12 protein-coding genes are annotated in these 15,453 nt (G+C 70.1%); 2 read left to right on the forward strand and 10 right to left on the reverse strand.

Translation table 11 applies throughout. The annotated features are described in order from the left end of the window. From ilvN to DMB66_RS55380, 3 genes are all read right to left on the reverse strand, one after another. On the reverse strand, window positions 1-300 hold a 300-nt coding region (ilvN, locus tag DMB66_RS55370), incomplete at its 3' end, for an acetolactate synthase small subunit (RefSeq protein ID WP_125812066.1). A gap of 5 nt (window positions 301-305) precedes the next feature. Beyond that, window positions 306-2,138: an acetolactate synthase large subunit gene (locus DMB66_RS55375; RefSeq protein ID WP_125812058.1), complete on the reverse strand. Its 1,833-nt coding sequence runs from the start codon at window positions 2,136-2,138 to the stop codon at window positions 306-308. A 158-nt stretch (window positions 2,139-2,296) separates the two neighbouring features. Next, the gene (locus DMB66_RS55380; protein WP_370321265.1) at window positions 2,297-4,723 is read right to left on the reverse strand and encodes a putative bifunctional diguanylate cyclase/phosphodiesterase; all 2,427 of its coding nucleotides are present in this window, start codon (window positions 4,721-4,723) and stop codon (window positions 2,297-2,299) included. 145 nt (window positions 4,724-4,868) lie between these two features. Between DMB66_RS55380 and ilvD the strand changes: the two genes are divergently transcribed. Next, window positions 4,869-6,716, forward strand: a complete 1,848-nt coding sequence (gene ilvD, locus DMB66_RS55385; RefSeq protein WP_125812059.1) for a dihydroxy-acid dehydratase — start codon at window positions 4,869-4,871, stop codon at window positions 6,714-6,716. 122 nt (window positions 6,717-6,838) lie between these two features. Here the strand turns inward: ilvD and DMB66_RS55390 are convergent, their stop codons facing one another. The 3 genes from DMB66_RS55390 to DMB66_RS55400 all read right to left on the reverse strand — a co-directional run bounded on the left by DMB66_RS55390 (window position 6,839) and on the right by DMB66_RS55400 (window position 8,455). Continuing rightward, window positions 6,839-7,306 (reverse strand): hypothetical protein, encoded by a 468-nt coding sequence (locus DMB66_RS55390; protein WP_125812060.1) that lies wholly within the window; start codon window positions 7,304-7,306, stop codon window positions 6,839-6,841. 118 nt (window positions 7,307-7,424) lie between these two features. Then, window positions 7,425-8,123 carry a nucleotidyl transferase AbiEii/AbiGii toxin family protein gene (locus tag DMB66_RS55395; RefSeq protein WP_199753208.1) on the reverse strand — a complete coding sequence of 233 codons (699 nt, stop codon included), beginning with the start codon at window positions 8,121-8,123 and terminating at the stop codon, window positions 7,425-7,427. Between the two features lie 8 nt (window positions 8,124-8,131). Continuing rightward, a complete protein-coding gene (locus DMB66_RS55400; RefSeq protein ID WP_233625533.1) occupies window positions 8,132-8,455 on the reverse strand; it encodes a hypothetical protein in 324 nt (107 codons plus the stop codon). A gap of 233 nt (window positions 8,456-8,688) precedes the next feature. Between DMB66_RS55400 and DMB66_RS55405 the strand changes: the two genes are divergently transcribed. After that, entirely contained in the window at window positions 8,689-10,149 is a 1,461-nt protein-coding gene (locus tag DMB66_RS55405; protein WP_125812062.1) for a methionine--tRNA ligase, read from the forward strand. Here DMB66_RS55405 and DMB66_RS55410 read toward each other — a convergent pair. From DMB66_RS55410 to DMB66_RS55425, 4 genes are all read right to left on the reverse strand, one after another. Beyond that, window positions 10,088-12,553, reverse strand: coding sequence for a glycoside hydrolase family 2 protein (locus tag DMB66_RS55410; protein ID WP_125812063.1), 2,466 nt, complete (start codon window positions 12,551-12,553; stop codon window positions 10,088-10,090). The genes DMB66_RS55405 and DMB66_RS55410 overlap by 62 nt on opposite strands. 26 nt (window positions 12,554-12,579) lie before the next feature. Beyond that, complete coding sequence (locus DMB66_RS55415; protein WP_233625534.1) at window positions 12,580-13,476, reverse strand: carbohydrate ABC transporter permease; 897 nt, start codon at window positions 13,474-13,476, stop codon at window positions 12,580-12,582. Further along, window positions 13,473-14,453, reverse strand: coding sequence for a carbohydrate ABC transporter permease (locus DMB66_RS55420; protein ID WP_199753209.1), 981 nt, complete (start codon window positions 14,451-14,453; stop codon window positions 13,473-13,475). Before DMB66_RS55420 ends, DMB66_RS55415 begins: the two co-directional genes overlap by 4 nt. A 64-nt stretch (window positions 14,454-14,517) precedes the next feature. Beyond that, window positions 14,518-15,453 (reverse strand): extracellular solute-binding protein (locus DMB66_RS55425; protein ID WP_125812065.1); only part of this gene is annotated, 936 nt, incomplete at its 5' end.

A 15,453-nucleotide genomic window follows, 5' to 3' on the forward strand; every position in this document is an offset into this window, starting at 1 on the left:
CCCGCGCACGGTGCGGTCGGCGCGCACCTTGACCAGCAGGAGCTCGCGCTGGACCGACTGCTGCGGGTCCAGCTCGACGATCTTCAGGACGTTCACCAGCTTGTTGAGCTGTTTGGTCACCTGCTCCAGGGGTGAGGAGTCAGCGTTGACCACGATCGTAATGCGGGAAACGTCCGGGTTCTCCGTCTCGCCCACCGCCAGCGAATCGATGTTGAAGCTGCGCCGCGAGAACAGACCCGACACCCGGGCCAGCACGCCGGGCTTGTTCTCCACGAGCACGGACAGGGTGTGCTTGTTCATACTGTTCACAGGTCGTCCTCGTCGAAGGCCGGGCGCACGTCCCGGGCGAACATGATCTCGTCGTTGCTGGTGCCGGCCGCGACCATCGGCCAGACCATGGCGTCCTTGCCGACCGTGAAGTCGATGACCACCGGCCGGTCGTTGATCTCCATGGCCGCCTTGATGGTCGCGTCCACGTCGGCCTTCGACTCGCAGCGCAGACCCACGCAGCCCAGCGCCTCGGCCAGCTTCACGAAGTCGGGGATCCGGTGCTTGTGGGTGCCCAGCTCGGTGTTGGAGTAGCGGCCCTCGTAGAACAGGGTCTGCCACTGCCGGACCATGCCCAGGTTGCCGTTGTTGATCACGGCGATCTTGACCGGGATGCCCTCCAGCGCGCAGGTGGCCAGCTCCTGGTTGGTCATCTGGAAGCAGCCGTCGCCGTCGATCGCCCACACCGCGGTGTCGGGGCGGCCGACCTTGGCGCCCATCGCGGCCGGGACCGCGTAGCCCATGGTGCCGGCGCCACCGGAGTTGAGCCAGGTGCCCGGCTTCTCGTAGGAGATGAACTGCGACGCCCACATCTGGTGCTGCCCGACGCCCGCGACGTAGATCGCATCCGGGCCGACCAGCTCGCCGATCCGCTGGATCACGTGCTGCGGGGCCAGGGTGCCGTCGGTGGGCTCGTCGTAGCCCAGCGGGTAGCGCTCGCGCAGGTCGTTGAGCTGCGCCCACCACGGCTCGTACGCCGAGGCACCGGCCGCCGTGGCCGAGACGGCCGCGATCAGCTCGTCGATGACGTGCCGGGCGTCGCCCACGATCGGGACGTCGGCGTGCCGGTTCTTACCGATCTCGGCCGGGTCGATGTCGGCGTGCACGACCTTGGCCTCCGGGGCGAACGAGTCCAGCTTGCCGGTGACCCGGTCGTCGAACCGGGCGCCGAGGGTGACCAGCAGGTCCGCCTTCTGCAGCGCGTACACGGCCGGGACCGTGCCGTGCATGCCCGGCATGCCCAGGTGCTGCGGGTGCGAGTCGGGGAACGCGCCGAGCGCCATCAGCGTGGTGACCACCGGGATGCCGGTCAGCTCGGCCAGCTTGCGCAGCCCCTCGGTGGCGCCGGCCTTGAGCACGCCGCCGCCGACGTACAGCACCGGGCGCTTGGCCGCGGCGATCAGCCGGGCGGCCTCGCGGATCTGCTTGCCGTGCGGGTGCAGCGTGGGCCGGTAGCCGGGCAGGTCCAGCGTGGGCGGCCAGGCGAACATGGTCTGCGCCTGCAGCACGTCCTTCGGGATGTCGACCAGGACCGGGCCGGGCCGGCCGGTCCCGGCCAGGTGGAACGCCTCCGCCATGATCCGCGGGATCTCGTCGGCCGTCTGGATCAGGAAGTTGTGCTTCGTGATCGGCAGCGTGATGCCCTGGATGTCCGCTTCCTGGAAGGCGTCCGTACCGATCGCGGGCCGGGGCACCTGGCCGGTGATCGCGACGATCGGCACCGAGTCCATGTAGGCGTCGGCGATCGGGGTGACCAGGTTGGTCGCGCCCGGCCCGGAGGTGGCGATGCAGACGCCGACCTTGCCGGTGGCCTGCGCATACCCGGTCGCGGCGTGGCCCGCGCCCTGCTCGTGGCGGACCAGGATGTGCCGGACCTTGGAGTCGTACAGCGGGTCGTAGGCGGGCAGGATCGCCCCACCGGGGATCCCGAACGCCACCTCGACGCCGAGCGCCTCAAGCGACCGCACGAGCGAACCGGCCCCGCTGGTGGGGGTCGGAGCCACCGTGACTACGGCCGGGGCGCCGGCCGCCGCCGCGACGGTGGCCGGGGTGGCGCGGTGGGCGAGGGTCTCGGGTGTGGGTCTCGTCATGGCGATTCAGACCTTCGTTCGGGATGGGTGAGCCTGGACTGTCCCGGAGCAACAAAAAAGGTACCTCGTGCCGAAGCACGGGACCTAGCGCACTGTCATCTCTCGTGATCGAGGGACAGTGCGCTCACATAAGTACTCGGGACGACAAGCACATGCGGTTAAGACTGCCCCATCTCACGGGGTGCGTCAACTGATCTCACATCTTGGTCACCCGTTCGCGAGCCGTCCTCGATCGCGAAGGCCGGATCGGTCGGCAGCAGCGCCCTGACCTGCCGCATTCCCGGTCCCAGCATGATCACCTGGCTGCGCGCGGGCGCGCTCGGCGGCACCGGCGGGCGGGCCCGCTGGACGGGCACCGGGCGGGCGCCGGACGAGCGCACGGTCTCCAGCAGGGCCTGGAGGTGCTCGGCGGGCACGCCCCAGCCGAACAACGATCCCTGGCCCAGCCGGCAGCCGGCCTCCTCGACGATCGCCCGCTGCGCCGGGGTGCCGATGCCCTCGGCCAGCACCTCCAGCCCGAGCCGGTGGCCCAGCCGGACGACCACGTCGACCAGCGGCGCCGCCGTGCCGGTGCGCGACTCCGGCTCCGCGACCAGCGCGTGGTCGATCTTCAGGATGTCCACCGGCAGGTTGCGCAGCTGCCCGAGCGACGAGTATCCGGCGCCGAAGTCGTCCAGCGCGATCCGCACCCCGGTGGAGCGCAGCTCGCACAGCCGGCGGATCAGCTCGTCCATGTCGGTGGCCACCGCGTGCTCGGTCACCTCGAGGACCAGCCGTTGCGGCGGCACGTGGTAGCGCTCCAGCACCTCGGCGACCTGGCCCGCGTAGTCGGCGGCGTGCAGCTCCTTGGGCGACAGGTTCACCGACACCCAGATGTCGTGGCCGCCGGCCAGCCACTGGGCGAGCTGCCGGCAGGCCTGGTCCAGCACCCAGGAGCCGATCATGCTGATCAGCCCGGACTCCTCGGCCACCGGGATGAACTCGTCCGGCCGCACCGCGCCCAGCTCGGGATGGTGCCAGCGGAGCAGCGCCTCGGCGCCGACCGGGCGCATCGACGGCAACGCGACGACCGGCTGGAAGACCAGGCGCAGCTGATCGCGTTCGATGGCGTGCCGCAGCTCGTTCTCCAGGACGCTGTGCCGGCGCAGCAACTCGTCGTAGCGCTTCTGATAGCGCTCGACCCGGTTCTTGCCGCGCTGCTTCGCGTACCGCAGGGCCAGATCGGCGTCGCGCATCAGCTCGCCGGTGTCGCCCGGCGCGAGCGAGTCGGCGACGCCGACGCTCGCGGACAGGAAGACCGAGCCGTCCTCGGTCTCGTAGGGCTCGCTCAGCACCGCCAGCAGCCGCTTGCCGGCGACCATCGCCTCCTCGGGCGTGGCCCACATCAGCACCGCGAACTCGTCGCCCCCGAGGCGCGCGGCGACGTCGCCGTCCCGCAGGCTGACCCCCAGCCGCCGGCCCACCTCGGTCAGCACGGCGTCACCGACGTCGTGCCCGCGCATGTCGTTGACGTTCTTGAAGCCGTCGAGGTCGAGGCCGACCAGCACCCGGGGTTGCCTTCTGTTTTCCGCTGCGGGTTGGCCCAGCACCCGGGCCCGCTCGCGGACCTCCGACTCCCGCAGCGCCCGGACCAGGCCGCGCCGGTTGGCCAGCCCGGTCAGCGGGTCGGTGTGCGCGAGCTCGCGGAAGTGGGCCTCCCGCTGCCGCAGCGCCACGGTGTGCCGCTTGACGTCGGCCAGGGCCAGATATTGCCGGGCGACCAGGGCGAAGCCCTCGATGCTGACCCCGAGAAAACCGAACACGTCGAAGACGCCGCCGACGGCCAGGTGATAGCCGAGCGCGCCGACCAGGGCGGACATCGGCACGAACGCGTAGCCGGTGTTGCGCTGGGTGACATCGCCGAGGACCTCGACCGGGCGGTCCGCGACCTTGACCGCGCGGGCCACCACCACCAGCCCGGCGGGCAGCAGCACGGCGCTGAGCAGCACGACGACCGGCCAGCCCCGGCAGATGCCGGCGGACAGCGCCGTCGCCGCCACCGCGACCACCGCCACCCCGGCGGCCACCCGGACCGTGATGTGTCGCGGCCGGTGAGCGTGCATGGCCAGCACGGCGGTCAGCCCGAGGGAGATCGCGGCGACGCCGGCCGGCAGCAGCATGGACAGGCAGCGCCCGGGCGTCAGGTCACCGAGCAGCCGGGTCGGCTGGGAGACCAGCACCCAGCCGACGAACCACAGCGCCGCGGCGACGACGAACCCGTCGAGCAGGTGGCGGCCCGCCGCGCCGGCGCTCTCCGCGGCGCCGGGCAGCACGAGCGTGCCGGTCAGCAGGGTGAGGGTGCCTAGCGCCATCGCGACGGCGACGGCCGAGGCCAGCTGCGCCGGGCCGTGCGCCAGGAAGAGGCTGCTCAGCAGGCCCGCCAGCGCGGCGGCGGTGGTGATCGCGGCACCCGCGGCCAGCAACAGATGGGCGCGCCGGGCGGCTCCGGTGTGTCTACGGCCGGAGTTGGCGAGCAGGGCGACAGCCGGAACCGCTACCAACAGGCTCGCCAGCCCGGCCAGCTCCAATCCGGACGGTGAGTGCACGGGGACACTCTGCCGCACCGGAGCCCGTTTCGGGAGCCGACCGATAGACCGGTTTCGAACCGCAACACATCCTCGCCGTCCCGCGCAGTGGACTGGGTATCGCCGGCACAGGTGCGGTCCTTACCGACGGTGGCAGTATGGGGGAATGCCTGAGCTGCGCTCCCGGACCTCGACCCACGGTCGGACGATGGCCGGCGCGCGCGCCCTGTGGCGCGCCACCGGCATGACCGACGACGATTTCGGCAAGCCGATCGTCGCCATTGCCAACAGTTTCACCCAGTTCGTGCCCGGCCACGTGCATCTGAAGGACATGGGCGGTCTGGTCGCCGACGCCGTATTCAAGGCCGGCGGCATCGGGCGCGAGTTCAACACGATCGCCGTGGACGACGGCATCGCCATGGGCCACGGCGGGATGCTCTATTCGCTGCCCAGCCGCGAGCTGATCGCCGACGCGGTGGAATACATGGTGAACGCGCACTGCGCCGACGCCCTGGTCTGCATCTCGAACTGCGACAAGATCACCCCGGGCATGCTGATCGCCGCGCTGCGGCTCAACATCCCCACGGTGTTCGTCTCCGGTGGCCCGATGGAGGCCGGCAAGACGGTCGCCATCGAGGGCGTGGTGCACGAGAAGCTCGACCTGGTCGACGCGATGAGCGCCAGCGCCAACGAGAACGTGACCGACGAGCAGCTGGACACCATCGAGCGGTCCGCCTGCCCCACCTGCGGTTCCTGCTCCGGCATGTTCACCGCCAACTCGATGAACTGCCTGACCGAGGCGATCGGCCTGGCCCTGCCCGGCAACGGCTCGACGCTGGCCACCCACGCCGCCCGCAAGGCCCTGTTCGAGCGGGCCGGCGAGCTGATCGTCGACATCGCGAAGCAGTACTACGAGAACGACGACGAGTCGGTGCTGCCGCGGTCGATCGCGTCGCGGGACGCCTTCGAGAACGCGGTCGCCCTGGATGTGGCGATGGGCGGCTCGACCAACACGGTGCTGCACCTGCTGGCCGCGGCCCGCGAGGCCGAGCTGGACTTCAGCGTGACGGACATCGACGCGGTGTCGCGCCGAGTGCCGTGCCTGGCCAAGGTCGCCCCGAACAGCCCGAAATACCACATGGAGGACGTCCACCGGGCCGGCGGCATCCCCGCGCTGCTCGGCGAGCTGCACAGAGGCGGCGCGCTGCGCACCAACGTGCGGTCCGTGCACTCCCCCGACCTGGAGAGCTGGCTGCAGACCTGGGACATCCGCAGCGGCAGCCCGAGCGACGTGGCGCTGGAGCTGTTCCACGCCGCGCCGGGCGGCGTCCGCACCACCCAGCCGTTCTCGACGACCAACCGCTGGGCGAGGCTCGACACGGACGCGGCCGAGGGCTGCATCCGGTCGGTCGAGCACGCGTACACGGTCGACGGCGGCCTGGCGATCCTCTTCGGCAACCTGGCCCCGGACGGCTGCGTGGTGAAGACCGCCGGCGTGGCCGAGGAGCTGTGGAAGTTCAGCGGCCCGGCCCGCGTCTTCGAGAGCCAGGACACCGCGGTCGACGGCATCCTCAGCAAGCAGGTCGTGGCCGGCGACGTGGTGGTCATCCGCTACGAGGGCCCCCGCGGCGGGCCGGGCATGCAGGAGATGCTCTATCCGACGAGCTTCCTGAAGGGCCGCGGGCTGGGCAAGTCCTGCGCGCTGATCACCGACGGCCGGTTCTCCGGCGGCACCTCGGGCCTGTCCATCGGGCACGTCTCCCCGGAGGCGGCGTCGGGCGGGCTGATCTCCCTGGTGGAGACCGGCGACGAGATCACCATCGACATCCCGGGCCGCACGATCACGCTCAACGTCTCCGACGAGGACCTGGCTCAGCGCCGGCACGTCCAGGAGCGCCGGCCGAAGCCGTACACGCCGGCCGACCGGCAGCGCCCGGTCTCGGCGGCGCTGCGCGCCTACGCCTCGATGGCAACCAGCGCCAGCGACGGCGCCTACCGCCGCGTCCCCGAATAATCCGGTACGCGGACCCGAGTAACCAGAAGCACCACCACCCGACCGGCCGCCACGCACGAAGCTCCGTGCGTGGCCGGCCGGTCGGTCGGCTTCCGGGCTGACCCCGGTGGTCGCGACCCGGGTCACGCCGCCCGAATGCCGAGCGCGACGAGCAGCTCGTCGAACGTCTCCTCGGCGAACACGTTCTCCGCCTCGAGAGCGGCCCGCACCGCCGCGCCGTCCGCCAGGAGACCGGCCTCGACGGCCCACGCCAGCCCTTGCTCGGTCACCTCCTCCGCCGTGTGCGCCAGCTCGGGAGCGCCATATTCGGCCGCCTTCTCCTGGTGCAGATAGACCCGCCAGTGCACTCCTGACGGCGCAGACGCTTCGACATCGGCGACATCACTGTCGAGGATGAAGGCGGTCAGTGCGGGCCATTCCGTCTCAGCCACCAGGATCCGCAAGGCGTCCGACAGGTCGCCGTCCAGCTGGGCGGAGCGCCACCCGCCCGGATAAGCCGACTCGTCGAGCACCTCGGCACCGCGCAGCGCCGTCAGCTCACTGAGCGGCCGATCCGACCTGGCGACCACTATCCGGCCGGTGTATCCCATCCGCTGTTCCTCCCACCCGGGCAAAGCGCCAGTGCATCACATGATCGCGTTCCCTTGTGGACGCGGGACCGCAAGGCCCTGGTCCAGGTCCGCGATGATGGGCGGACGTATGGCGCACCTATTCGTCGAGGTAGGCGTCCCAGTCGGGGACGATCGTCTGCTCGTGAAGGGTGCCAGCTTCGGCGGCCAGCCGGGACAGGATGTCATCGGCCCAGGCCAACGCCCACCGGCGGAGTTCAGCGGTCTGATCGCCGGTCAACCCGTACGCAGCGAAAGTGGCGTCGTCGCGAAGGTCGATAGCGGAGAGCCGCTCGGCAAGGTCTGCCAACGACCAGTTCGGAGTGTGCCGCGCCCCGAGGCTCTCCAGGTCGGGCCAGGCGTAGCCGGCTTTGACCGCAGCCGCGTGGACATCGATGAAGTCGCGATGCAGCGCCCGATCGGCTAACGGGCGGACCTTCAGCCCGACGGCGTCGTCGAGGGTGAGCACCGGGCCGAGCTCGAACAGCGCCGGCGGCCCGACCGCCTCCTTCAGGAGATCGACCTCGCAGACGGCGTCGCCGCGGGTCACCTCCAGCCGCGCCATCCGCGGCTTCGACTCGATGACCTGTACATCGAACCCGCTTCGCTGGAAGGCGTCGGACAAGCGATCAACGATCGTCGGGAGGTCGAGCATGGCCGAGGTGGCGAGATCCACATCCCCGGACGGGCGTTCGGTCAGCCCGTGTGCGCGGATCGCGTATCCGCCGGCGAGCATCAGGCCGAGATCTTCTCCGGCTGTGAACGCGATCTGGGCAAGCTCGCGGTGCAGGTCTTCCACGGCAGTGATCAGGCGGCTGCGAGCTCGGGGAGTTGACGCTCCCAGATGCCGATCAGCTCACGGGAGGTCAGCCGGCGCATGTTCGGCCAGTCGGCGCTGAGCAGGACGCGATTCACGTATGTGGCGATGTCGTCGCGTTGGCCGCAGTCGAGAAGGATGGAATACAGGGTCAGGCGTTGCCGCATGTCATCAACGTCGTATGACGTCGGTCCGGACCAGGCAAGCCGGTGCGGCAGATGAACGACACCGCGATCGGGTCCGCGAAACGCTTCCCAGGTCGGGATGCGGTCTTCGGCCCCGGCGTACCTCGGGGGAAGGGCATCGGTGCTCACCCACACCACTCTAGCCTCGACCATTCGTGCGTCCCGCTGCCTGGGGACACCTCGCGGGCCGGTAATTGCCTGGCCGCTGCGGGCGGCGCGCTGGGAGCATGGCGTTATGCAGCTGCGCCGCTCGTCGATGATGTGCCCCCTCGCGGGGCCGTTCGGCGTGCGCTAGTCAGACACCGAGCAAGTCCTCGCCCACGGGCGGGGACGGCTGCTCTGGGCGAGGCGGAAGAGGGAGCATGACCTTCTACGTCACCACCGCCATCCCGTACGTCAACGCGCCGCCGCACCTCGGCCACGCCCTCGAGCTCGTGCAGGCCGACGTGCTCGCCCGGCATCGCCGGTTGCGGGGCGAGGCCGTTCGGTTTCTCACCGGGACCGACGACAACGCGCTGAAGAATGTCACCGCCGCCCGGGCCGCCGGGGTTTCGCTGCGAGCGTTCGTCGGCGGCAACGGCGACCGCTTCGCCGCGCTGCGGGAGCCGCTGGAGTTGTCGTTCGACGACTTCATCCGGACCGGCTCGGATCCCCGGCACGCGCCGGGCGTGACCGCGTTGTGGCGCCGGTCCGCGCCCGACTTCTACCGGCACAGCTACACCGGTCTGTACTGCGCGGGCTGCGAGCAGTTCCTGGACGGCGCCGGCTGCGCGGAGCACCCGGCCGCGCCGGAACGGGTCGCGGAGACCAACTGGTTCTTCCGGCTCTCCCGGTACGAGCGGCGGATCCTCGGCGCGCTGGAGTCCGGGCAGGTCCGCGTCGAGCCCGCCGCCCGGCGCAACGAGGTGCTGGCCTTCATCCGCTCCGGGCTGCGGGACATCAGCGTCTCGCGGCCGGCCGCCCGGGCCGACGGCTGGGGCATCCCGGTCCCCGACGATCCGGACCAGGTCATCTACGTCTGGTGGGACGCCCTGGCGAACTACGTCACCGCCCTCGGCGACGGCGCCGACCTGCGAAGCTGGTGGCTGGCGCCGGGCGAGCGGGTGCACGTCATCGGCAAGGGCATCGTGCGGTTCCACGCCGTCTACTGGCTGGCGTTGCTGCTCTCCGCCGGGTTGCCGCTGCCCACCACGATCCTGGTGCACGACTACCTGACCGTGGACGGCGCCAAACTGTCGAAGAGCGCGGGCAACGCGGTCGATCCGGTCACGCTCGCCGACCGGTACGGCGTGGACGCGCTGCGCTGGTGGCTGCTGAGCGAGGTCGCCCCGGTCGGGGACACGGACTTCACCGTCGAGCGCCTGGTCGCCCGCGCCGACCGGGACCTGGCCAACGGCATCGGCAACCTGGTCAACCGCACGGTGAGCCTGGCACGCCGGCACGGTGCCGTGCGGGCTGCGGCCGTACCGTCGGAGCTGCCGGAGCGGATCGACGCCGCCCTGACCACCGGGGATTTTCGGGCGGCCACCGCCGCCCTGTGGGCGGAGGTCGACCGGGGCAATCGGCTCATCGAGGCCGCCCAGCCCTGGAAGCTGGCCGAGCCGGCGCCGGTGCTGGCCGAGGTGCTCGGCAGCTGCCGGGTGCTGGCCGACGAACTGCGGCCGTTCCTGCCCTCCGGCGCGGAACGGCTGCGCGCGCAACTGCGTGCCGACGGGCCGCCGCGCCCGGTGTTTCCCCGATTGGGCGCGGCGGCGTCGCAGGTCAGACCGGCCCGTCCAACCTACCCACCGCCACCCTCGACCCGGCTGAAGCCAAGTCGTTGACGCAGCGCAGCACCGGGCGGGTGGTCAGGGCCGTCGGTTCCAGTTCGGCACCGCCGCGGATGATGAACGTCGCCGACTCGCCGGGCAGCAACGTCACCCCGGCCTGGTCCGCTTCCGTCGCCGGGTCCAGGCGATCCGGTTGCAGGGTCAGGTCGCGCAGCATGTGGTGCGCGGTGATCTGCACCCGGGCGTCGGCGCCCACCGCCTCGAAGACGGCGTCGAACTTCGCCGGCGGCCAGGCGATGTCCTTGTCCTCGGCGTAGAACCACCAGGCCCGGTGCTGCTCGGCCGTGGCGACCAGCACCTCCCGCGTCGCCTCGGCGGCGACGCCGACCTCCGCGGGCAGCGCCAGCGTCGTGGCCGAGCCCGGCGCGACGGTCGCCTCGACCGTCACCTCGGCCAGCACAACCCCGTCGAGGGTACGGCGGGAGACGGTCGCCGACACCGGCCACGGCTCGCCGGAATCGTTGACCGCCACCAGGGCCGGTGCGCCGTCCCGCGGCTGCACGGTCAGCAGTCGCGGGGCGAAGGAGTGGCGCAGTGCGTACCAGAGCGGCTTCTTGCGGCCGTCGCCGTCCACCGCCGCCCAGGAGGTGACCGGCCAGCAGTCGTTGAGCTGCCACATGATCGTGCCCATGCAGAGCGGGCGCAGCGACCGGAAGTGCTCGATCCCGAGCGACAGGGCCCGGGCCTGGTTGAGCTGGGTCAGGTAGTGCCAGTCGTCGAAGTCGCGCGGCACCGGCAGGTGGGCGTCGAGGCCGCGCCGCAGCTTGGCGTCGCCGTCCGCCGCCTTCTGATGCGCCCGCATGCCCGGGGACTGGTGGGTCAGCGGCTCGTCGCTGATGGCCCGGCGCAGCGTCGCGTACGCCGGGGGCGCCTGGTAGCCGAACTCGGCGAGGAAGCGCGGCCGGTACTCGCGATACTTGGTGTAGTCGTCGGTGTTCCACACGTCCCAGATGTGCATGGTGCCGTACGCGGGATCGTTGGGATGCTTGTCGTCGCGGCCCGAGTAAGGGCTGCCCGGCCAGTACGGCCGGCTCGGGTCCTCCGCGGCGACGATGCCCGGGAGCAGGCCGAAGTAGTAGCCGGCGCCCCACGACCGGTCGCCCAGCGCCGCCTTCCAGTCCCAGTCCTCGTGGCCCCAGAGGTTCTCGTTGTTGCCGGTCCACAGCACCAGGCTGGGGTGGGCGGCGAGCCGCACCACCTGCTCGCGGGCCTCCGCCGCCAGTTCGGTGGCGAAGGGCTCCTCCTCCGGGTATGCCGCGCAGGCGAACAGGAAGTCCTGCCCCACCAGCAGGCCGAGTTCGTCGGCGAGGTCGTAGAAGTCCTCGGACTCGTACCGGCCGCCGCCCCAGATCCGCAGGTAGTTGACGTTCGCGTCGATCGCCTGGCCGAAGCGGGTCGCCAGTCGCTCGCGGGTGACCCGGTTGGCGAAGACGTCGTCGGGGATCCAGTTGACGCCGCGGACGAAGATCGGCAGGTCGTTGACGATCAGGGTGAACGCGCTGCCGTCGGCGTCCGGGGCGGTGTCGACCCGGACGTCCCGGAAACCGACCTTGCGGGTCCAGCTGTCCAGTTCACCGGCCGGCCCCGACAGGGTCACGGTCAGGTCGTAGCGGGGCTGGTCCCCGTACCCGATGGGCCACCAGAGCTCGGGATCGCGCACGGTGAGCGAGAGGACGGCCTCGTCCCCGTCGATGGTCGTCTCCACCCGCTCGCCGGCGACGGTCGCGGCGAGGGTGACCGGCCCGGCGGTGTCGCGCTGCAGGCGCACCCGCACCTCGGCGGTGCCGACGCCGTCGGCGACCGTCACCTGCGGGCGGACCTCGGCCAGCCGGGCCACCGACCAGCTCTGCAGGCCGATCTCCTGCCAGATGCCGGCGGTGACCAGCGTCGGTCCCCAGTCCCAGCCGAAGTTGCAGGCCATCTTGCGGATGAAGTTGAACGGCTCGGCGTACGCGTTCGGCCGGTCGCCGAGCCGCTCCTGCTGCGCCTCGGCATAGCTGTACGCCGAGGTGAAGTGGATCCGGAGCCGGTTCTCGCCGTCGCGCAACGCGTCCCGCACGTCGAAGCGGTAGCCGCGGTGCTGGTTGGCGGTCCGGCCCAGTTCGACGCCGTTGAGCACGACCGTGGCGACGGTGTCGAGCCCCGCGCAGACCAGGTCCGTGCGGCCGGCGCCGTGTTCGTGCTCGTGTTCCTGCTCGTGGGAGAAGACGGTCTCGTAGACCCAGTCGGTGCGCCCGATCCAGGCGAGCTTCTTCTCGTTCTCGTCCAGATAGGGGTCGTCGATCAGGCCCGCGGCGAGCAGGTCGGTGTGCACACAGCCCGGCACGGTGGCGGCGACGCTGCTCACGTCGCCGCCACTGAGTGCCCACCCGTCATGCAGGGGTTGGTACGAGGTCACAACACTCCTTTACTGGCCCGCGAGCGTCAGCTCTTGACGGCGCCTTCCATGATTCCCCGAACGATCTGCCGTCCGCCCAGCAACAACAGCAGAAGAAGCGGCACGGTGGCGACGAACGCGCCCGCGAGCACGCGGCGGAAGATGACGTAGTTGCCGCTGGCGAGGTCGGACAGCGCCACCATCGAGGTGGGGAACTCGGTGCCGTTGAGCTGGATCAGCGGCCACTGGAAGTCGTTCCAGGTCGCCACGAAGGTGAGCAGGCCCAGCACCGCCAGCGCGGGCCGGATCGCGGGCAGCACGATGCTCCAGTACACCCGCATGGTGAGCGCGCCGTCCATGCGCGCGGACTCGATCAGCTCGTCCGGTATGGCGTTCATGATGAACTGCCGCATGTAGAAGACGCCGAACGCGGTCACCAGGCCGGGGGCGATGACCGCGAGCAGCGTGCCGTTCCAGCCGAGCTTGCCCATCAGGATGTAGAGCGCTACGACGCCGAGCTGGTTGGGCACCGTCAGGGTCAGGATGACCACGATCATGAGCCCGTTGCGGCCCTTGAACCGCAGCTTGGCGAAGGCGAACCCGGCCAGCGAGCAGAAGAACAGCACCGAGGCGGTGACCACGGTCGAGACGATGAAGCTGTTGATCAGCGACGCGGTGAAGTAGACGTCCTGCATCGTGAAGACTTCGCTGAGGTTGACCAGCAGCTGCGAGCCGGGCACGACCGACGGCGGGATCTGCGCGACGGCCTCCTCGGTGCTCGACGCGATGACGAACATCCAGTAGACCGGGAAGGCCGACACCAGCAGCACGCTGGTCAGCAACAGATAGGTCCGCCAGGTGCCGCGGCTCTCCGACGGCGCCCGGGCGATCTCGGCGAGGCTCTTGCGGTGTTGCGGCCGTGCGGTCTTGGTCATGCTGGTCATTGGCGGCCTCCGCCCAGTCGATTGGTGAGCAGCGCGTTCAGGCCGGCGACGATCAAGATGATCACGAAGAGGGCCCAGGACATCGCCGCGGCGTACCCGAGGTCGAGGTTGATCCAGCCGACCTGATAGATCAGCTGCGCGATGGTCTGCCACTGCCCGTCCGAGCCGCCGCTGGCCGAAACCGGGTTGGAGTCGAAGAGCATCGGCTCGTTGAACAACTGCAGGCCACCGATGGTCGACAGCACCACCGTGAAGATCACCACCGGCTGGATCATGGGAACGGTGATCTGCCAGAGCTGGCGCTGCGGCCCGGCCCCGTCCATCGAGGCGGCCTCGTAGACGTCCTTGGGGACCGTCTGCATGGCCGACAGGTAGAGCAGCGCGTTGTAGCCGATCCACTTCCAGTTGACCATCGTGGCGATCGCCAGCCACGAGCTCCACTTGTCGGCGCGCCAGTCGATCGGGTTCTCGGCGCCGAAGCCGACCAGCGACAGGAACCAGTTGGCCATGCCGTTGTCACGAGCGAAGAACACCGAGAACAGCAGAGTCGACGCGGCGGCCGGCGTGACGTACGGCAGCAGCACACCGATCCGCCAGAAGGTGGTTCCGCGCAGCTTGCGGTTGAGCAGGTTGGCGATCATCAGCGCCAGCAGCAGCTGCGGGATCGTGGACAGGATGAAGATCCCGAAGGTGTTACCGAGCGCGTTCCAGAAGGCGTCGTCGTGGATCAGCTTGGAGAAGTTGTCGAATCCGCTCCAACCGTCCCGGGCCGGGTCGTCGAGCCGCCAGCTCCGCAACGCGACGACACCGTTGAAGATGATGGGGAACAGCCCGAACACCGCGAAGAACACGAAGAACGGGGCGATCAAGAGGTAGGGCGCCCGCTTGGTGTCGAAGCGGTAGAGCCAGGCCCGCTCTTTCTTGGGCGATTCCGACTTCGCTACGGTGTGCGTCGGCGGAGTACGGGTGAGGGTCACGGCCTTTCCTTCCAGCACGGGACGAGGCGGGGCGGCCCGCAGACCGCCCCGCCGTCATCGCTTCTCAGGCCTTGCTGGCCTTCTCCGCCGCCTTGACCGCTTCCGGCCAGGACGCGTCCGGCTGGAGCTTGCCCTGCTGCACTCGGGTGATCACGTTCTCGACGGCCACCCGGGTCGGGCCGTTCTTCTTGCCCAGATACTGCGGCTTCAGGTTCTCCGCGGTCTTGGCGAAGATCTGGCCGGTCGGGGCGTTGTTCATGAATTCCTTCTTGTAGTCCAGCACCGCGGGATCCTTGTAGAGCTCGGGCTGCGAGGGCAGGTTGCCGACGGTCTTGAAGATCTCGATCTGCTGCGCCGGCTGGACCATCCACTCGACGAACTTGTACGCCTCGTCGACGTTCTTGCCCTGCTTCGGGATGGTCCAGAACGAGCCGCCCCAGTTGCCACCGCCGCCGGGGATCGCGGCGATGTCCCACTTGCCCTTCTGGTCGGGTGCGGTCTCCTGGATGTGGCCGAGCATCCATGCGGGGCACGGCAGCGCGGCGAACTGGTCCTTCTTGAAGCCCTGGTCCCAGCCGGGCTGGAAGCTGACCAGGTTGGCGGAGATCCCCGCCTTCAGGGCCTTCATCGTGGTGTCCCAAGCGATCTTGGGGCCGGCGTCCAACTGCAGCTGGTCCTGCTCGTTGTAGAAGCCGACGGGCTGCTGGGCGAGGATCGGGTTGAACATGTCCGTGCCGGAGTCGATGAACTTCTTCCCGCCGCTGCCCTTGACGTACTTCTCGCCGGTGGCGATGAACGCGTCCCAGGTCGGCCACAGCGCCGACACGGCGTCGCGCTCGGTGGGCAGGCCGGCCGCCTTGAACAGGTCGGTGCGGTAGCACATGGCCAGGCCGCCGACATCCGTGCCGAGGCCGATCTGGGTCTTGCCGTCGGCGGACAGCGTCTGCTTCCACTTCCAGCCCAGGTACTTCGACTCGTACGAGCCGGCGCCCTTGTCCAG

It is taken from the genome of Actinoplanes sp. ATCC 53533 (assembly GCF_003947245.1).

Coding starts and splice junctions, on each gene's coding strand:
- DMB66_RS55375 (WP_125812058.1), bottom strand. CDS start 2,138: ATGACGAGACCCACACCCGAGACCCTCGCCCACCGCGCCACCCCGGCC.
- ilvD (WP_125812059.1), top strand. CDS start 4,869: ATGCCTGAGCTGCGCTCCCGGACCTCGACCCACGGTCGGACGATGGCC.
- DMB66_RS55390 (WP_125812060.1), bottom strand. CDS start 7,306: ATGGGATACACCGGCCGGATAGTGGTCGCCAGGTCGGATCGGCCGCTC.
- DMB66_RS55405 (WP_125812062.1), top strand. CDS start 8,689: ATGACCTTCTACGTCACCACCGCCATCCCGTACGTCAACGCGCCGCCG.
- DMB66_RS55415 (WP_233625534.1), bottom strand. CDS start 13,476: ATGACCAGCATGACCAAGACCGCACGGCCGCAACACCGCAAGAGCCTC.